We start from the raw sequence: 15320 nt of genomic DNA, 5'->3' as shown, positions 1-15320 counted from the left end.
GCTGCGGGCGGTGGCGCCGGTGCGGGGGGCGTGCGGGGCGGCCGGTACGACCGGCTCGGGCGGGGTGTTGGCGCGCGGGTGGCGGGTAGGTGGCCGCGTTGGTGGGGTCCACGCGGCAGCAGGTCGGTCGGCGGGGAGGGGCGGGCGGGGCCCGCCGCAGGGGCGACCGGCCGTGGACGGCGGGCGGTCAGGGTGCGTCGACGAGGGGCGGATCTCCCCACGGGGCCGTCAGGGCGGCCCGCAGACCGGTGACGGCGTCCTGGCCGATGCGTACCGCCAGGCGGTCCTCGAGGACCTCCAGCGTGGCCAGGGCGCGGCGGTGGACGCGGGCGCCCTCGGCGGTGGTGCGGATCAGGCGGCTGCGGGCGGAGGCCGGGTCGGGGACCTGCTCCAGCAGGCCGATCGCGATGAGACCGTGGACGGCCTGGTGGGCGGTCTGGCGGGTCACACCGACGCGGCGGGCCAGCTCGGAGATGGTGGTGCCGCCGTCGTCCAGGGTGGCGAACACCGCGCCCTGGGCGGCCGTCACCGGCTCTTCGCCCGCCGCCCGCATGCTCTCCCGCAACGCCTCGTCGAACCAGCGCTTGGCCTCGATCAGCAGCTGGGGCAGGCTCGGTGCGGGCGTGGTCATGGCTCCTCGGATGGCACGGGGGCTCCGAGCATAACCGCGCCGCCGGGTACTCCCCCGACGAGGTGACGATGGGCCGCCTCCCGGCGCGATCCGCTTCTCGAACCGGTGCCGGCTCACGGCTCGTCGTCGAAGGCACGCGTTCGTGGAGGACGCCCATCCGCTCGGTGACCCGGCGGTTGGGCCGCCGCCATACCGCGGCCACCGGTGGCGACTCCGCATGTGCCGCGGCTCAGTCGTCCGGGTGCGCCTGCGTCCTCACCGACCACGAGCCGCCCGTGCAGCCGGCCGGCAGGGGCGGGAAGCGGTGCCCCTTGACGTCGGTGCTCCAGTGGTGTCCGGCTCCGCAGTCGCACTCGTAGATCCCGCTGGCCGGAACGATCTCACCGGGATGCCACCACGTCTTCTCCTCGCTCATGCCCTCTGTCTACGACGCCGTCCCGCGCTCCGCGACCCCGACCGGTCGACGGTCGACTCCCGTCCCGTCCCGACATGTCTCGACACGATCGCGTCATGGCCGGCCACCGATCCATCATCTTCGATCTCTTGTGATCACGCGTTAATGTCCCGGCCCTCCGAGACGTCCAAGGGTGACGGCGCGAACCGCGCCGCGCCCTCTCACGGAAGATCGGGAGCCCTTGCATGACGTCGTCCCTGGACTGGGTCGGATGGGTCACGGCCGCGTTGGGCGCCGCTCAGGCACTGGATGCCGTGCGGCGCCGGCTCCGGAAGCGGCTTGCCCGGCGCCCGCCGGGTGCGGGCATCGGCACGGACCGCGGAACGCACTTCGGCACGGATTCCGGCACGCGCGGCGGCACGGACTTCGACGCGGAACGCGTGACGCCTCAGCGGCCGTGTGGGCGCCTGGTGCCCTGGGTGGTGCGGTACGAGGCGGCCGACGGCAGCGCGCTGACCGTCTGGACGGCGCGGCCGGCCCCGGACGGGGGCCGCGAGGAGAGCGGCCTGTGGTGACCGACGTACCGCCCGGTGAGCCACTCGGGCTGCGGGGCAGCCTCGGCCGTCGCCTGCTGGAGATCTATCCGGCGTACATCGAGCAGGCGCCGTACGCCCTGCGGCGGACCTTCCGCATCTCGCTGGTCCAGGGGCAGGACGTGGCACAGGAGGCGTTCCTCCGGGTAGCCCGCGCGTGCGTCACGGGGCGGGCCGCCCCGGGCGAGCGCCTGATGTCCTACCTGCTGAGAGCGGCGCACAACATGGCCGTCAGCACGTTCCGCGGCGAACGGTCGGTGCTGGTGGCCGACGCCGAGCTGACCCGTCTGGAGGAGCGGCGGTCGCCCGCGCCGGCCGGGGACCTGCGGGTGCTGCACGAGTTGGTGGTGCCGGCCATCGAGGAGATGGCGCCGGGTTCGCGCAGGCGGATCGTCGAGCTTCAGGCCCGGGGGCTGGAGGACGAGGAGATCGCCGAGGTGCTCGGGATATCGCTGGAGAACCTGCGGGTCCAGCGGCACAAGGCGGTCGTCGAGCTGCGGCGCCGGCTCGGACGGCATTGCCGCCCTCAGCGGCGGAAGGACACGGCGATGCACGGAAAGGGAATCAGGTGAGTGATGTGAGCAGGTACGACGGTCCGCGGGACGAGTGCTCGAAACCGCCGGTTCCGGCCGGGCTCACCGCACTGCTGAGGGAGTTGGAGGGGGCGGGGGACTTCTGGGACCGGCCGTACGGGGCGTGCGGCCCCGTCTCCGACGACACGGCGGAGGAGGAGCGGGCCATGGCGAACTCCCTCTACCGGCTGGGCACCAAGGCGCTGCGGCGCGGCGAGCTGGCCACGGCAGGGGACCTGCTGGGCCGGGCCGGCGAACAGGGCCACCCCGGAGCGCTGTTCCGCCTGGCGGTCGTCGTCCACCGCCGGTTCGGGGACGAGGGCCGTGACGACGCGGAGTTCCTGGTGGCCGAGGCGGCCCGGTGCGGGCACGGCGACGCCCGGGAGCTGCTGGGCCCGGGCGTCGCCGCGGGTGGGGCGGGGCGGGTGGGCGCGGCGCAGGACCCGGAGTTCGCCGACGAGGTCCGCGCCGCCCTCGGACGGCCGCCGGCCGCGTCGCCGGGCGGCGGGCGCCCGGGCCGCCCCCGGGACGGCCGCGCGGACACGCAGCCGGTGGCACCGGTGCCCGGCCGCGCGGACACGCAGCCCGGCCCGGCGGTGCCCGCACCCGGGCGGCCGGTGGCCGCGCCGGTCGCCGGCCACGGGGCGGACCGGCCGTCCGGCCCGGCGACTCGGGGCGGCGGGCTCGCGCCCGCGCCCGCACCGGCCGGGGGCCTGTGGGTTCCGGGCGGCCACGCGGGGCGCAGCCGCTTGTGGACCCCGTCGCCCATGCGGTCCCCGTCCCTGACGGACCTCGCCCAGCGGGTGCCGTCCGCACACGAGTCGGCCCAGCGGTGGCAGCACGCCATGCGCGTACTGGACGTGCTCCACGCGATCGGCGGCGCGGACGGGCCGGTGAGCGCCGCCGAGCTCGCGCGCGGCACCGGCCTGGAGGCGCCGGTGCTGGAACGCCTCCTGGCCTGGCTGGCCGAACAGCACCTGGTGGCGGTCCCGGAACCGGGGGTGTACTCCCCCGGACCGCTCCTGCGCGTCTGGGCCGGGCACCGGGGCACCGAGCGCGAGGAGGCCCTGCGGACGGTGCTGTCCGAGCTGCGGGACAGGGTCGGCGCGGCGGTCTACGTGAGTCGCTACACCGACGGCGAGGTCCGCATCACGCAGTACGCCGCCGGGCCGGGCGCTCCGGCGGTACGCGAGTGGGTGCCGTTCCGCGAGGCCGCGCACGCCAGCGCGGTCGGCAAGAGCCTGCTGGCGCAGCTGGACTTCGAGGAGCGGATGGACCACCTCGACCGGCGCCGGCCCGTCCCGCTGACGTCGCGCACCATCACCGATCACCGTCATCTGTTCCAGGCCCTGGACCACCACGGGCCGCTGGCGGCACAGTTCGACCTGCTCGAGTACTCCGAGGACGAGGTGTGCGTGGCGTTCCCCCTCACCGTGGCCGGCCGGGCCGGATGCGTGGCGCTGTCCCTGCCCCTCGCGCACCAGCACCGGCTCCTCGAAGCGGCCGACGCGCTGAGCAACCGCTCGGCGGCGCTCCTGGCGACCCTGCTCCTCGCCGAGGAGCCGTCCGCCGCCGGTCAGGGCGCGCCCCCCGGCGACGACGGTGCGGCGGCCTTCGCCCGTACGGGCGTTCCCGGCGGTTCGGAGCAACCGGTGCCGCTCGGGAGGCATGCGGGCGGGGCGGGAGGGGCACGCGGTCGGCATGGCCGGTGACACGGACGACGACACACGGGTCCGCCGCCCCGGGGCGAGCGGGCACCGGACGGTGCCGCACACGGCTGACGTGCGCGTCGAGGCGTGGGGCGGAAGTCGCGAGCAGTGCCTGGTGGAGGCGGTGCTCGGCATGGTCGAGTGCTTCGCGGACCTGTCGGGGCAACGGGCGACCGCCGTACGGCAGGTGCAGGTGACGGAGTGCAGCGACGACGACCTGCTGGCGGCGTTGCTGGACGAGGTGGTGTTCCGACTGGAGGTGGACGGTGATGTGCCGGTCGACGTCGAGGTGGAGACGGTGGAGGGCGGGCTGGACGTCCGCATGGCGGTGACGGACGTGGCGTCGGTGCCGATCACCGGTGCGGTGCCGAAGGCCGTGTCCTGGCACGAGCTGCGACTGGCCCCGGACCCCTACGGATGGTCGTGCGCGGTGACGGTCGACGTCTGACGCCGACGGGTGGGCGAGTGCGGGCACGGCCTAGCCCTTGACCACGCCCAGCGGGACGAGGCGGGCCACCTTCCGTCCCAGCCCCGCGCCCTCGCTCGCCGCCACCACCTCGGTGACGTCCTTGTAGGCCTCGGGGGTCTCCTCCGCCAGGCCGCGCCACGACACCGGGCGCACCGCGATGCCGTCCGCCTCCAGCCGCTCCCGCAGCTGCTTGCCGCCGACGGTGCGCGCGGCCTGGTGGCGGCTCATCACGCGGCCCGCTCCGTGGCAGGTGGAGTGGAAGGCACCGCCACCGGGAACGCCCGTGAGGACGTACGAGGCGGTTCCCATCGTGCCGGGGATGAGCACCGGCTGGCCCACCGCGCGCAGGTCCCCGGGCAGTTCGGGGTGACCGGGCGGGAACGCCCGGGTGGCTCCTTTGCGGTGTACGCACAGCCGGCGCGGGCGGCCGCGCACCGGGTGGGTCTCGATCTTGGCGAGGTTGTGGGACACGTCGTACACCAGCGCCAGGCTCGCGCCGGCCGCGCGGCGGAACTCCCGTCGTGCGGCCTCGGCCAGCAGCTGCCGGTTGGCGCGGCCGTAGTTGGCGGCGGCGGCCATCGCGCCCAGGTAGGCGCGGCCCTCGGGCGAGTCGACCGGGGCGCACGCCAGCTGCCGGTCGGGGACGGTGATCCCGTACCGCGCCATGGCCCGGTCCATCAGCCGTACGTGGTCCGAGCAGATCTGGTGGCCGAGCCCCCGCGAGCCGCAGTGGATCATCACGCACACCTGGCCGGCCGCGAGGCCGAACGCGGCGGCCACGGGCTCGTCGTAGACCTCGGCCACCTGCTGGACCTCCAGGAAGTGGTTCCCCGAGCCGAGGCTGCCGACCTGGCCGAGCCCCCGCTCCCGGGCGCGGTCGTCCACCCGTTCGGGGTCCGCGTCGGCGACGGCTCCGCCGTCCTCGCAGCGCCACAGGTCCCGCTCCTCGCCGTGCCCCTCCTCCACCGCGTACCGCGAACCGTCCCGAAGGATCCGTTCCAGCTGGGCGCCGGTCACCGGCCAGACGCCGCCCGGCCCGGCGCCGCGCGGGACGACACGGCCGAGTCCGTCCATGAGCGAGGGGAGCACGGGCTCCAGGCTCCGGCGGTCGCAGTCGGCCGCGAGCAGCCGCACCCCGCAGGAGATGTCGAACCCGACTCCGCCGGGCGAGACCACACCGCCGTCGCCGACGTCGGTGGCGGCCACTCCCCCGATGGGAAAGCCGTAGCCCCAGTGGACGTCGGGCATGGCGTACGAGGCTTCCACGATGCCCGGCAGGGCCGCCACGTCGACGACCTGTTCCAGCGACTTCTCGGCGTCCCTCAGCAGCGCCCGGGACGCGAACACCACACCCGGCACGCGCATGGACCCTCGCGGGGCGATGCGGTAGCGGTAGGGGCCCTCTTCGACGTACTCCATCCCAGCCTCCCGGGCGGCCTGCGTCCCCCCGGCGCCGTGTCGTGCTTAGCCGGCACCCGTGCCGCGTTTCCCGCGCCGCACGGGGTAAACGCGGCCGCCGTTCCGGTGTGACGTGGGCGCGTCGGGGTGACCTCGGCCGGTCCGGAGCGTCGGGAGTGGCGCAAACCGTACCGCCACCGCGCGACATCGGGCAGGAAACTTGAGTCCGAACTTGTCAACTTGTCTGGTGCGAGCTATATAAATGTCGAGCGAGCCACCGCGCTTGACTCACCACGACTAAGGATGACGACGACGAGGAGGCGACGACTCGATGCTGATGCGGACGGACCCCTTCCGTGAGCTGGACCGCTTCACTCAGCAGCTCTTCGACGGTGCGCGGCGCCCTGCGGCGATGCCGATGGACGCCTGGCGCGAGGACGGCTCGGTGCGGGTCATGTTCGACCTGCCGGGCGTCGACCCCGACACGGTGGACCTGAAGGTCGAGCGGAACGTGCTGACCGTCCAGGCCGAGCGCAAGCCCGTGGCCGGCGGGGAGGGCGTCGAGCCGGTGATCTCCGAGCGGCCCACCGGCACCTTCACCCGCCAGGTGTTCCTCGGCGAGACCCTCGACACGGAGCGCATCGAGGCGGCGTACGACGCGGGAGTGCTGAGCCTGCGCATCCCGCTCGCCGAGCAGGCCAAGCCACGCAAGATCGAGATCACCACCGGCGGCGGCCGCAGGGAACTGCTGTCCTGACCCTGACCGGTGGGCGCGCCCCGCGCGGGGCGCGCCCACCGGCGCGCGCGTTCCTCGACCGATCCGAAGGGAGATCACTGTGGCCGCACTGGCCTGGCTGGCCGTCCCCCTGCTGACCGGCCTCGGCGCGAGTGCCTGGGCCTGGTACGTGTCACGTCCGCACCCGGCCGACGTGTGGACGGACGTGCGGCGCCACGACCGGGTCCGGTCCGCGTTCGGGCGCATCGCGCCCGGTCGCGGCTGACGGGCCGGGACGGCCCCGGCGGGGCCGGCCCGGCCCGCTCACAGGGACGCGGCCGGGACGAGACTGCTGGGCGGGGCCGGGGTCTCCCCCGACGACGCGTTGAGGATCATCGTGAGGAACAGCCCCACGAGGGCGATGACCACCAGAACCAGGACGGTCCGGGCGCGACGGCTCCGCCTCGCTCTCGGCGGGACGGGCCCGCCGCCCCGGCCCTCCTCGGAGAACCGGGCGTTGAGCGTGTCCATCCGGGCGGCGAGTTCCGGATCGTCGCTGGTGAGCCCCCGCTCGATCCGTCCGATGATGCGTGCTTCCGGTTCGTGCTCCATGGCAGCCCCGCTTCGTGCCGATGGACTCGTACGCGGGAGCAACGGCGCTCCCTGTCCGTATTGTCCCTCCATGCTCCCCATACCGCCCCGCCCGCTCCCGCCCCGGGCGGGAGCGGGCGGGGCGGGGGGCGGGCGGAACGGCGCGAGGGACGTCTCAGCCGCCGGTGACCTTGGCGGCGAACGCGTCCAGGTTTCCGGCCATGCGGGAGACCCGCTCCTCCACGGTGAGGGACTCCTCGTACCGTCCGGAACGCAGTTTCGGCTGTCGCTTCCCCCGTACGTACAAGGGGCAGGCGAGGTCGGAGCAGACGTAGACGCCGACGGTGTTGCCCTCGCGGCCCCGTGCGCCCGCGAGCGGGGCGGCGAGCAGGGTGACCCCCGAGGAGGCGTGTCCGGTGAGGCAGATCTGGCACAGGCTGGACTTCACCGCACTGGTCCGTCCCACCGCCGGCACGCGCAGGGTGATCCCCAGCGGACCGTCCGCGCGGGGCAGGACGAGATGGGCCCTCAGCGGAGCTCCGGGGTCCACCCAGCCCAGGAAGTCCAGGTCCTCCCAGGGCAGGTCGGCGAAGTCGGCGGGCAGCTTCAGCCGCATGGCCTCGCCCTTGGTGCAGTTCACGAAGGACGAGCGGATCTGTTTCTCACTGAGCGGTTCCACGGGCGTCGACCCTACGCAGGGGCCGGTCGGGCCGCATCCCAATAACCGCCGCCGTGCCGTGCGGCCGGCCGTCCGTGCCGCGTAAAAGCGTTCGAGGAAAGGGCGTTGGCGGCCTACGATGACCGGTCATGCCCGCCAACGCAGAGATCATCACCCGCGCCCTGGACCGGATCACCGCCGGATACGTCTTCCCCGGCAGGACCGCGGCCATCGACACCGCGATCCGTCGGCGCCTCGGCGCCGGCGCGTACGAGGGCCTGGAGGGCCCGGCGCTCTGCGAGGCGGTCACCGCCGACCTCCAGGAGGTCTGCCCGGACAAGCACCTCCGGCTGCTGTGGACGGACGAGCCGCAGGACATGGACCCGGCGGTCGCGGACGACGGCCGGTCGGCCTTCCTCGAACTGCTCAGGGCGGAGAACCAGGGCATCCGCCGGTTCGAGCTGCTGGACGGCGGCGTCGGGCTCGTCGACATCCGGCGCATCGCGGACGCGGGCGAGGGCGGGCGGGCGATCGGCGCGGCGATGGAGCTGGTCGCCCGCAGTTCGGCCCTGATACTCGACCTCCGCGGCTGCCGGGGCGGCGCCCCCGAGGGCGCGGCGATGTGGTGCAGCTACTTCTTCCCGGACGACCAGGTGCACCTCAACGACATCTACGACCGCCCGACCGACTCCACCCGCCAGTTCTGGACCGTCGCCCACCTCCCCGCCCCGCGCTACCTGGACCGGCCGGTCCACGTGCTGACCAGCGCCCTGACGTTCTCGGGCGGCGAGGACGTGGCGTACACGCTCCAGGCCCACGGCCGGGCGACGGTGTACGGCGAGACGACCCGGGGCGGCGCCCACCCCACCGCCCGGTACCCGGTGGCCGAGCACGTCCTCGTGACGGTCCCCAGCGCTCGTACGGTCAACACCGTCACCGGCACCAACTGGGAGGGCGTCGGAGTGATCCCCGACGTACCCGTCCCCGCCGACCGGGCACTCGACACGGCGCACGAGGCGGCCCTGCGCGCCCTCGCCGCAACCGGAGCCTGACGAGCCCGGCTGCGGGGCGGCGCACCGCCACCCGCTAGCCGTCGATGACGCCCAGCTCGGTGTCCGGGCGGCACACCGAACACGCCTCCACCTGCTCCGCGAGGGCGCGCCGCGCGGTCTCCCCCGACACCCCGGAGGCGCCCCGGCCGGCCAGCGCGCAGGTCCCGATGTGCACCTTCACCGGGGTGCGGGTGGCGTCCAGGCTGCGCTGGAGGCGGTACGGCGGCGGGGCCGGCGGAGCCGTGCGCTGCTGGATCTCCCGCTCCCTGGCCTTCGCCGCGCGCTGCTGTCTGACGTGCATGATCTGCACGGTCAGATACGCCTCGATGGCGGCCAGGCGCTCGTCGTCGGGCGGGTACGGGGACGGCAGTGGATCGGACACGGTCCTGTCCTGTCGGACGTCGTGGGCGGGGGCACGGGGTCAGGCGGCTTCGGTGGTGCCGCGCTGCGGTGGCGTCCGCGTGACGGCCTTCAGTTCGGAGCGCGCCCGTACGCGCTCCTCCGCCTCGAACGCGTACCAGTGGGCGTGGGTGCTGATGCGGAGGGACAGCTCGACGCACTCCGTGCGCAGCCGTGCGACGGCTTCCTTCTCCTCCTCCGTCCAGCCGGGGCCGTCCGGGCGGCCGGGCAGGGGCTCGGCGCTCCGGGGGAGCTTGCGGCACAGGGCGGTGAGTTCCGCGGTCGCCCGGTGCAAGCGGGTCTGCGCGGCGCGCAGGTCGTCGGGGAAGCGATATCCGGCCATGGCAAGAATCATACGCCTGTTCGATTCGCCGGGGAGGGGCAGGGCACGGATGGGCGGGGCGGCACGGGCCGGCATGACGGCGGGGCGGCCACGGCGGCGCTCCGCGCCGCTGCGCGCTCGCGCGGTCCATGGCCGCCCCGCCCAGGACGTCAGGCCGAGACGATGTTCTCCGCCTGCGGGCCCTTGCGGCCGTCGGTGACGTCGAAGGTCACCTTCTGCCCCTCGAGCAGCTCGCGGTACCCACCCCCGGTGATGTTGGAGTAGTGGGCGAAGACGTCCGGCCCGCCGCCGTCCTGGGCGATGAAGCCGAAGCCCTTCTCACTGTTGAACCACTTGACCGTTCCGGTAGCCATATCGGCCTCCTATGAGTGAACGGCCCGCACCGTGCGGGCCCGGAGAGTGCGGGCCCGACATGGGGTGTGACAGCACGAACGCCCGTGATCGCGATCACGGGCGCACACTTCGGAACCACGACTTCTCTGTCCTCGACCGTACCCGAACAGTGGTCGCGCCGCTACGCAGCGCACACGGCCGGTGCGTGTCACGCCGCGTGTCGCGCGGTGCCCCGCGTGCGGGGGCCGGGCACCGGGCGCACCCTGGGATGAGGGACTCCCCCGATCCTTCGCACCCGAGGAGGTGGCTACCTCATGACGGAGCCGAGCGGTTCGAGGAACCCCGCTGCCGACCCGGCGGCGCGGGGCAGGACGACCATCGCGGACGCGGTGGTCGTCAAGATCGCCGGAATGGCGGCCAGGGAGGTGGACGGGGTCCACGCTCTGGGCGGCGGCCTGGCCCGTACCGTCGGGGCCGTCCGTGACCGGGTACCGGGCGGGCGCGCGAGCATCACGCGTGGGGTCAAGGTCGAGGTGGGCGAGCGCCAGAGCGCCGTCGACCTCGAACTCGTCGTCGAGTACGGCGTCCCCATCGCGGACGTGGCCGGAGCCGTGCGCGAGAACGTCGTGGAGGCGGTGGAACGCATGACGGGCCTCGAGGTCGTCGAGGTCAACATCGCCGTGGACGACGTCCACCTGCCCGAGGACGACGACGAGGAGGCCCCGGAGGGACGCGTCCGCTAGGACCGCGACCCCGACCGCCCGCGTCCACCGGCCGGGCGAAGGGGCGGGCGGCGGCCGGCGCCGGGCCGCTGCCGCCCGCCGCGCCTCGTACGGCCGCCGTGTCGGCGCGCCGCGCCCCGGGAGCGTGGGCCCGGGCGAACCTGCGAGAGGTCGCGGTGGGTCTGGGTCACCGCATCGGGTCGGTGCCCCCGCCGGCCATGCCGCCCTCCTGCTCGCTCTGGTCCTTGAGCCGGCGGGCCTTGTCCCGCAGCCGCCGGCTCTCCTGCGGGTCGGTGGCGTGTTCCGCCGCCTGCTCCAGCTCCTGCGCCTTGGCGCGCATCCGGCGGATCCGGTTGCCGGGTTCGTCCGCGATGCTCATCGTGATCCTGCCTTCCGTCCGGTTGACGGCCACTGGGGCCGGGCCAGATCAGACAAACAGAGCCTCCCCGCATCCGCATCCCGGACGGTCACCCATCGTCACGGCGCGTGCCCTGCCCCGTCGGGGGTAACGGAAGCTGAAGCGGACCGACCTGAGTTGGGGGCCTGTGATGGCGCGGACGGAACTGCGCGGCAAGGGAGTACGGGACGGACGGGGAGCGCCCCGCTGGGGCCGGGCGGCGGCGATGCTGCTGGCCTTCGCGGCGATGGTGGCCTTCGCCGTGGTGCTGGGCAAGCTGACCCTGGAACCATCGGCGGCCTCCGAGCCGATGACGCACACCAATCTGCGGCCCGGCGACTCCATCCGCGACTACCTCGCACAACCGGCCTTCCGGGACACCCTCAAGCAGCTCGGCGGCAACGTCCTGCTGGGCGTCCCCTTCGGCGTCCTGCTGCCGGTGCTGGTGCCCCGCGCACGTGGACTGGTGCGCGTGGCGGTGGTCACCGCGCTGGTGATGCTGCTGGTGGAACTCGTCCAGGGCGCCCTGATCACGGGGCGGGCCTTCGACGTCGACGACGTCCTGCTCAACACCTCGGGCGCGCTGCTGGGTTACCTGCTGCTCGGCCGCCGGCTCGGCCGGGCCGTGCACCCCAGGCGGCACCACTGGTGGCACCGCTTCACCGGTGGGCCGGCGACGCCGCCGGCCGAGCGGTAGCGCACGGAGGAACGCGCCCGCCCGGCCGGACGGACCGTCAGAAGAACGCCGCGTCACCTCCGAGGCTGACGGCCACGTAGTAGGCGCGGGCCGCGTTCACACAGTTCAGGCCGGCCAGGTGGGAGACGTAGGTGTCCTGGCAGATCCGCTCCATCTCGGTCCGGAACCGGCTGTCGATCCAGTTCTTCGTCTCGCGGGTCGGGCTGAGCCTCAGTTCGTGGTTCGCGCCGTAGTTGCGGTAGCCGAAGTCGTGCTGCACACAGGCGGGACGGAACACCTGGCTGTAGGGGGCGAATCCGACGGGTACGGAGCAGCCGTCCGTCGTCCAGTCGAACGGCTCGACGTGCGGGGTGCGGGCGAACCCGCGGTAGGTGAGGTTCATGATCCGGTCCGCCTCCGCGCGCAGGGCCGGGTCCGCTACCGGAACGGGAAGGATGCCGGTGCCGGTGGGGACGATGCCGACCGGGACGACGCCGACCGGGATCGTCCCGGTGGGCACGACGCCGATCGGGATCGTGTCGGCGGGGGCGGTGTCGGCCGGCGCGGTGTGGGTGCGGACGGTGTCCGCGGCGACGCCGGCGCCGGCCGTGGCGACGACGCCGCTCAGGGCGGTGAAGGTGGCGAACGCGAGTGCGGCGACGGTCGTCGGGAGCTTCCGGCGCATCGGGCCTCCAGTGAGTGGGTCATGGGCGAAGGGGTACGTCCATGACCGCAAACGATCAGCCGGGTGCGAGGTTGCCGGCAGTAGCCTGTACGGGGCACATGCCACCGGCATGCGCGGCCCGTCGCGCCCCCCGCGCGCGGGGAGCGGGGCCCGCCGGCGGTCAGATCCGCCAGCCGCGGAGGCGGTCCGCCGCCTGGTAGACCGTGGCCTTCGCCGCCTGGATGTCGCGGACCAGTTCGACCAGCGCTCCGTAGGGGGCGTCGATGCCCTCACCGGCGGCGTGCATGTAGGCGACGGCCACCTGGCACGCGTAGAGGGAGTTGCGGTGCGGCAGCGGCTGGAGGCGTACGAGGGTGTGGAGGAGGGCCGCCGCGCGCCACGCGGGGTCGGGTTCGGCCGTCGTGGGGCGCGGGATGCGGGTCTTGTGCCGGGCGACGGCCGCGACGAGGGCGGAGTAGTCCGACACGGACACGTCCTCCGGCACGGCCTGCTCCTGGACGTCGAGGAGCCAGGGCACGTCGATGTAGAACACCATCAGGCGGCCGCGCCTCCCCGTCGCTCCTCGGCCCGGGGGATCTCGTCGGGGAACGCCTCGTCGAACTCGGTGCGGTGGGCCTCGCCCCAGGAGACGGCGTAGCGGACGAACTGCCGCCGTTGCCGTTCGCGGAGGGGGAGGTCGTGGACGTACTGCTTGAGCGATTTGCCTTCAGCGGCCGCCGCGGCGCGGACCTCCTCCAGCTCCTCGTCGGTGAAGGTGATGTTCAAGGACGGCATACCGGTGATGGTACCTAGTAGGTACCGGACCGGCCAGCGCGACGACGGGCGCCCCGGGCGGTGACTCGTACGGCCCGGCGCCGGTCCCACGCGCACCGGCCACCGGGCCCGAGGTGCCGCCCACGAAGGGGCGACCGGCGTCAGCGCACCCGGACGTTGATGACGGGTGAGACGACCCGCTTGCGGCTGTCGACGAGGCGCAGCTTGTTGTGGCCCTTCATCCCGAGCACGACGCGCATGCTGTAGGTGGAGCGGGACGTCGTCCTCACCGAGGCGGGGAGCGTCGTCCACTGCCCGTGCTGCTTCTGCTGGAGGGTGACGCGGCTGCCCGGGCGCAGGCTCTTGACCACGCCGCGGATGCGGAACTGCTGCCAGGCGCGCACGCTCTTGACCGTGGCGTCGGCCGTCGCGGCGGTGTGCCCGGCGGTGACCGCGGGCTTCTTCGGCGCGGAGGACGGGGACGAGACGGCGACGGCCGTTCCGACCGAGCCGGCGATCAGCGCGGCGGTGGAGATGACGGCGCCCCAGGTACGTGCGGACTGACCCATTGCTATGTCTCCCAGGCTAGGGGGTGGCTTCGGAGGGCCCACCATAAGCACGTAGGTCGATAACCGGATTATCCGACACGAACCGGGTAATCCATCCAGCGTCAGCCCCAGTGCTGGGAGTAGTGCGCACGGAGGTGGTCGCGGTCGGCGCGGTCGGCCAGAAGCCGGCCGACGGCGAGCAGGGCGAGCAGGCTCACGCCGATGATCCCCAGGCCCGGGACGAGCCGGCGCGCCTCGACGATGGGGGTGACCGGCCCCCGGACCGTACCGCCCGGCGGTGCGACGGCCTCGGCGGGCGGCGCGGCCCCGCCCGGGGACGGTGTGCCCGCCGGGGGCGCGGACGGAGCGGCGGCGGTGTTCCGGTCTGCGGCCGTGCGCCCGTCGATGACACGGACGCCGAGGGCCGTCAGCGCGGGGATGACGGGCTGGAAGAACGTCATGCCGCCCTCCACGCAGTCGCCGTTGCCGCCCGAGGTCACCCCCAGGGCCAGACCCTCGGCGAGGAGCGGGCCGCCGCTGTCCCCCGGCTCGGCGCAGACGGTGGTCGCGATCAGTCCGCCGACCGTGCCCTCGCGGTAGTTCACCGTGGCGTTCAACGCGGTCACCCGGCCCGAGCGCAGCCCCGTGGTGCTGCCGCTGCGGAAGACCTCCTGGCCGACGACCGGGTCGGCGGCACCGACCACCGGCACGCTCCGGCCCTGGCCGATGTCGACGGCGTTGCCGCCGTCGAACGCGCCGCGGTCGTCGTACCGGACGAGGGAGAAGTCCTTGCCCGGGAAGGTGCGGGCGACCGTCGTCCCGAGTCGTGCGTCGCCCGCCGCGCCGCGGAACCAGGGGGTGCCGACCGGGCCGCAATGTCCCGCCGTCAGCAGGTAGTTGTCCCGCCCGTCGGTGACGTTGAACCCGACCGAGCAGCGGCCGGTCCCGTTGAAGATGGGGACCGCGCCGTCGATCCTGGTGGTGAAGGCACCCCCGGTCCGCCGCATCCGGACGAAGTCGCCCGCCCGGTGCGCGACGCCGGACATGCGCGACCAGTCACCGGCGGACACGGTGCGGTCCGCGTACACCGTGACCTGATTGGAGGCGTAGTCCACCGTCCACGCGGTGCCCGGCACCCTGGGGGCCCGTTCCAGGGCATCGGTGGCCGAGCGGAGGTCCGCCATGCTGTGCCGCTTCACCTCGGCCCGCACCCCCGCCCGCCGCACCTCGGTGGCCGTGGCGTCGTCGGTCACGGCGACGACCGGGCGGCCGTCCGCCCCGATCCAGCTGCCGGCGGTACGCGACGTCCCCAGCCGGGCCACGAGTCCGGCGGCCGTCGCTGCGGGCGGGACGGCGGAGGTGGCCTGCCGGCCGGCCGCCGGCGCCGGCTCGCCCGCCACCGCGTTCGACACCATCAGCCCGCCGCAGAGCAGTCCCCCGACGGCCGCCAGCCTGATGGCCCGCCGGAGGGTGCGCCGCCCGTGCTTCATCCATGGCCCCCAATGCCGTACCGGTGCGAAACAGAAAGGTCGCCCTCCCATACGTGCCGCCGCACCGTTCGGTTCACCGGGTCAGCCGCCTCCGGGTGTCACCGGGGGTACGACGTGCCCCGCCCTCCTCGGGGGGGGTGCCTCTATGTTCCTCGTCAAGCGTGTGGGCAGCTTCGGCCCGAGGTTCGATCT

The 15320-nt window shown here is 74.1% G+C and carries 23 protein-coding genes; 9 read left to right on the top strand and 14 right to left on the bottom strand.

The window, feature by feature from the left end; translation table 11 throughout:
- Positions 1 to 187 precede the first annotated feature (187 nt).
- Complete coding sequence (locus tag IE109_RS20665) at positions 188 to 631, bottom strand: MarR family winged helix-turn-helix transcriptional regulator (RefSeq protein ID WP_189552440.1); 444 nt, start codon at positions 629 to 631, stop codon at positions 188 to 190.
- A 229-nt stretch (positions 632 to 860) separates the two neighbouring features.
- Complete coding sequence (locus tag IE109_RS20660) at positions 861 to 1046, bottom strand: hypothetical protein (protein WP_189552439.1); 186 nt, start codon at positions 1044 to 1046, stop codon at positions 861 to 863.
- Between the two features lie 224 nt (positions 1047 to 1270).
- Here IE109_RS20660 and IE109_RS20655 point away from each other — a divergent pair, with 224 nt between their 5' ends.
- The 4 genes from IE109_RS20655 to IE109_RS20640 are packed head-to-tail and all read left to right on the top strand — an operon-like array spanning position 1271 to position 4347.
- Positions 1271 to 1600, top strand: a complete 330-nt coding sequence (locus IE109_RS20655; RefSeq protein ID WP_189552438.1) for a hypothetical protein — start codon at positions 1271 to 1273, stop codon at positions 1598 to 1600.
- Complete coding sequence (locus IE109_RS20650) at positions 1597 to 2190, top strand: RNA polymerase sigma factor (protein WP_189552437.1); 594 nt, start codon at positions 1597 to 1599, stop codon at positions 2188 to 2190. Before IE109_RS20655 ends, IE109_RS20650 begins: the two co-directional genes overlap by 4 nt.
- A gap of 5 nt (positions 2191 to 2195) precedes the next feature.
- The gene (locus tag IE109_RS33245) at positions 2196 to 3902 is read left to right on the top strand and encodes an IclR family transcriptional regulator domain-containing protein (RefSeq protein WP_229891335.1); all 1707 of its coding nucleotides are present in this window, start codon (positions 2196 to 2198) and stop codon (positions 3900 to 3902) included.
- Entirely contained in the window at positions 3892 to 4347 is a 456-nt protein-coding gene (locus IE109_RS20640; protein ID WP_189552436.1) for an archease, read from the top strand. The genes IE109_RS33245 and IE109_RS20640 overlap by 11 nt, the downstream gene beginning before the upstream one ends.
- A 30-nt stretch (positions 4348 to 4377) precedes the next feature.
- Here the strand turns inward: IE109_RS20640 and IE109_RS20635 are convergent, their stop codons facing one another.
- Positions 4378 to 5787, bottom strand: a complete 1410-nt coding sequence (locus tag IE109_RS20635; RefSeq protein ID WP_189552435.1) for an RtcB family protein — start codon at positions 5785 to 5787, stop codon at positions 4378 to 4380.
- 310 nt (positions 5788 to 6097) lie between these two features.
- Here IE109_RS20635 and IE109_RS20630 point away from each other — a divergent pair, with 310 nt between their 5' ends.
- Entirely contained in the window at positions 6098 to 6523 is a 426-nt protein-coding gene (locus tag IE109_RS20630) for an Hsp20/alpha crystallin family protein (RefSeq protein WP_189552434.1), read from the top strand.
- Between the two features lie 79 nt (positions 6524 to 6602).
- Positions 6603 to 6767 (top strand): hypothetical protein, encoded by a 165-nt coding sequence (locus tag IE109_RS20625; RefSeq protein ID WP_189552433.1) that lies wholly within the window; start codon positions 6603 to 6605, stop codon positions 6765 to 6767.
- A gap of 38 nt (positions 6768 to 6805) precedes the next feature.
- Here IE109_RS20625 and IE109_RS20620 read toward each other — a convergent pair whose 3' ends face one another.
- Together IE109_RS20620 and IE109_RS20615 are read right to left on the bottom strand one after the other, a co-directional pair.
- Positions 6806 to 7093 carry a DUF3040 domain-containing protein gene (locus IE109_RS20620; RefSeq protein ID WP_189552432.1) on the bottom strand — a complete coding sequence of 96 codons (288 nt, stop codon included), beginning with the start codon at positions 7091 to 7093 and terminating at the stop codon, positions 6806 to 6808.
- A gap of 154 nt (positions 7094 to 7247) precedes the next feature.
- Positions 7248 to 7751 carry an FBP domain-containing protein gene (locus IE109_RS20615; RefSeq protein WP_189552431.1) on the bottom strand — a complete coding sequence of 168 codons (504 nt, stop codon included), beginning with the start codon at positions 7749 to 7751 and terminating at the stop codon, positions 7248 to 7250.
- 128 nt (positions 7752 to 7879) lie between these two features.
- Here IE109_RS20615 and IE109_RS20610 point away from each other — a divergent pair, with 128 nt between their 5' ends.
- Positions 7880 to 8782: a S41 family peptidase gene (locus IE109_RS20610; RefSeq protein ID WP_189552430.1), complete on the top strand. Its 903-nt coding sequence runs from the start codon at positions 7880 to 7882 to the stop codon at positions 8780 to 8782.
- A gap of 34 nt (positions 8783 to 8816) precedes the next feature.
- On the opposite strand, the gene IE109_RS20605 is transcribed toward IE109_RS20610, so the two are convergent.
- From IE109_RS20605 to IE109_RS20595, 3 genes are all read right to left on the bottom strand, one after another.
- Positions 8817 to 9164 carry a DUF6233 domain-containing protein gene (locus IE109_RS20605; protein WP_189552429.1) on the bottom strand — a complete coding sequence of 116 codons (348 nt, stop codon included), beginning with the start codon at positions 9162 to 9164 and terminating at the stop codon, positions 8817 to 8819.
- Between the two features lie 39 nt (positions 9165 to 9203).
- Positions 9204 to 9524 (bottom strand): DUF8825 domain-containing protein, encoded by a 321-nt coding sequence (locus IE109_RS20600; RefSeq protein ID WP_189552428.1) that lies wholly within the window; start codon positions 9522 to 9524, stop codon positions 9204 to 9206.
- A 149-nt stretch (positions 9525 to 9673) separates the two neighbouring features.
- The gene (locus IE109_RS20595) at positions 9674 to 9877 is read right to left on the bottom strand and encodes a cold-shock protein (RefSeq protein WP_189552427.1); all 204 of its coding nucleotides are present in this window, start codon (positions 9875 to 9877) and stop codon (positions 9674 to 9676) included.
- 294 nt (positions 9878 to 10171) lie between these two features.
- On the opposite strand from IE109_RS20595, the gene IE109_RS20590 reads away from it, so the two are divergent.
- Positions 10172 to 10600, top strand: coding sequence for an Asp23/Gls24 family envelope stress response protein (locus IE109_RS20590; protein ID WP_189552426.1), 429 nt, complete (start codon positions 10172 to 10174; stop codon positions 10598 to 10600).
- Positions 10601 to 10766: 166 nt separating this feature from the next.
- On the opposite strand, the gene IE109_RS20585 is transcribed toward IE109_RS20590, so the two are convergent.
- Positions 10767 to 10958 carry a DUF6381 family protein gene (locus IE109_RS20585; RefSeq protein ID WP_189552425.1) on the bottom strand — a complete coding sequence of 64 codons (192 nt, stop codon included), beginning with the start codon at positions 10956 to 10958 and terminating at the stop codon, positions 10767 to 10769.
- A gap of 169 nt (positions 10959 to 11127) precedes the next feature.
- Here IE109_RS20585 and IE109_RS20580 point away from each other — a divergent pair, with 169 nt between their 5' ends.
- Complete coding sequence (locus tag IE109_RS20580) at positions 11128 to 11673, top strand: VanZ family protein (RefSeq protein WP_229891333.1); 546 nt, start codon at positions 11128 to 11130, stop codon at positions 11671 to 11673.
- Between the two features lie 37 nt (positions 11674 to 11710).
- Here IE109_RS20580 and IE109_RS33240 read toward each other — a convergent pair whose 3' ends face one another.
- The 5 genes from IE109_RS33240 to IE109_RS20555 all read right to left on the bottom strand — a co-directional run bounded on the left by IE109_RS33240 (position 11711) and on the right by IE109_RS20555 (position 15128).
- Positions 11711 to 12337, bottom strand: a complete 627-nt coding sequence (locus IE109_RS33240; RefSeq protein ID WP_229891331.1) for a phospholipase A2 — start codon at positions 12335 to 12337, stop codon at positions 11711 to 11713.
- Positions 12338 to 12497: 160 nt separating this feature from the next.
- Positions 12498 to 12872 (bottom strand): toxin Doc, encoded by a 375-nt coding sequence (locus IE109_RS20570; protein WP_189552424.1) that lies wholly within the window; start codon positions 12870 to 12872, stop codon positions 12498 to 12500.
- Complete coding sequence (locus IE109_RS20565; protein ID WP_189552423.1) at positions 12872 to 13111, bottom strand: type II TA system antitoxin, ParD family; 240 nt, start codon at positions 13109 to 13111, stop codon at positions 12872 to 12874. Before IE109_RS20565 ends, IE109_RS20570 begins: the two co-directional genes overlap by 1 nt.
- Positions 13112 to 13251: 140 nt before the next feature.
- A complete protein-coding gene (locus tag IE109_RS20560; RefSeq protein WP_189552422.1) occupies positions 13252 to 13659 on the bottom strand; it encodes a hypothetical protein in 408 nt (135 codons plus the stop codon).
- 101 nt (positions 13660 to 13760) lie between these two features.
- On the bottom strand, positions 13761 to 15128 hold the full coding sequence (locus tag IE109_RS20555) for a S1 family peptidase (protein ID WP_189552421.1): 1368 nt from the start codon (positions 15126 to 15128) through the stop codon (positions 13761 to 13763).
- Between the last annotated feature and the right edge of the window lie 192 nt (positions 15129 to 15320).

Origin of the sequence: Streptomyces lavendofoliae (genome assembly GCF_014649735.1) — a bacterium.
Taxonomy (GTDB): domain Bacteria; phylum Actinomycetota; class Actinomycetes; order Streptomycetales; family Streptomycetaceae; genus Streptomyces; species Streptomyces lavendofoliae.
The sequence above is the reverse complement of the archived record's forward strand: the minus strand, read 5'-3'. Positions and strand labels throughout refer to the sequence as shown.

What these genes read in the sequence shown, in the direction of transcription:
- IE109_RS20590 (WP_189552426.1), top strand. Translation starts at nt 10,172, where the DNA reads ATGACGGAGCCGAGCGGTTCGAGGAACCCCGCTGCCGACCCGGCGGCG.
- IE109_RS20665 (WP_189552440.1), bottom strand. Translation starts at nt 631, where the DNA reads ATGACCACGCCCGCACCGAGCCTGCCCCAGCTGCTGATCGAGGCCAAG.
- IE109_RS20560 (WP_189552422.1), bottom strand. Translation starts at nt 13,659, where the DNA reads ATGGGTCAGTCCGCACGTACCTGGGGCGCCGTCATCTCCACCGCCGCG.
- IE109_RS20620 (WP_189552432.1), bottom strand. Translation starts at nt 7,093, where the DNA reads ATGGAGCACGAACCGGAAGCACGCATCATCGGACGGATCGAGCGGGGG.
- IE109_RS20655 (WP_189552438.1), top strand. Translation starts at nt 1,271, where the DNA reads ATGACGTCGTCCCTGGACTGGGTCGGATGGGTCACGGCCGCGTTGGGC.
- IE109_RS20600 (WP_189552428.1), bottom strand. Translation starts at nt 9,524, where the DNA reads ATGGCCGGATATCGCTTCCCCGACGACCTGCGCGCCGCGCAGACCCGC.
- IE109_RS20630 (WP_189552434.1), top strand. Translation starts at nt 6,098, where the DNA reads ATGCTGATGCGGACGGACCCCTTCCGTGAGCTGGACCGCTTCACTCAG.
- IE109_RS20585 (WP_189552425.1), bottom strand. Translation starts at nt 10,958, where the DNA reads ATGAGCATCGCGGACGAACCCGGCAACCGGATCCGCCGGATGCGCGCC.
- IE109_RS20660 (WP_189552439.1), bottom strand. Translation starts at nt 1,046, where the DNA reads ATGAGCGAGGAGAAGACGTGGTGGCATCCCGGTGAGATCGTTCCGGCC.
- IE109_RS20580 (WP_229891333.1), top strand. Translation starts at nt 11,128, where the DNA reads ATGGCGCGGACGGAACTGCGCGGCAAGGGAGTACGGGACGGACGGGGA.
- IE109_RS20565 (WP_189552423.1), bottom strand. Translation starts at nt 13,111, where the DNA reads ATGCCGTCCTTGAACATCACCTTCACCGACGAGGAGCTGGAGGAGGTC.
- IE109_RS20555 (WP_189552421.1), bottom strand. Translation starts at nt 15,128, where the DNA reads ATGAAGCACGGGCGGCGCACCCTCCGGCGGGCCATCAGGCTGGCGGCC.
- IE109_RS20635 (WP_189552435.1), bottom strand. Translation starts at nt 5,787, where the DNA reads ATGGAGTACGTCGAAGAGGGCCCCTACCGCTACCGCATCGCCCCGCGA.
- IE109_RS33240 (WP_229891331.1), bottom strand. Translation starts at nt 12,337, where the DNA reads ATGCGCCGGAAGCTCCCGACGACCGTCGCCGCACTCGCGTTCGCCACC.
- IE109_RS20610 (WP_189552430.1), top strand. Translation starts at nt 7,880, where the DNA reads ATGCCCGCCAACGCAGAGATCATCACCCGCGCCCTGGACCGGATCACC.
- IE109_RS20570 (WP_189552424.1), bottom strand. Translation starts at nt 12,872, where the DNA reads ATGGTGTTCTACATCGACGTGCCCTGGCTCCTCGACGTCCAGGAGCAG.
- IE109_RS20640 (WP_189552436.1), top strand. Translation starts at nt 3,892, where the DNA reads ATGGCCGGTGACACGGACGACGACACACGGGTCCGCCGCCCCGGGGCG.
- IE109_RS20595 (WP_189552427.1), bottom strand. Translation starts at nt 9,877, where the DNA reads ATGGCTACCGGAACGGTCAAGTGGTTCAACAGTGAGAAGGGCTTCGGC.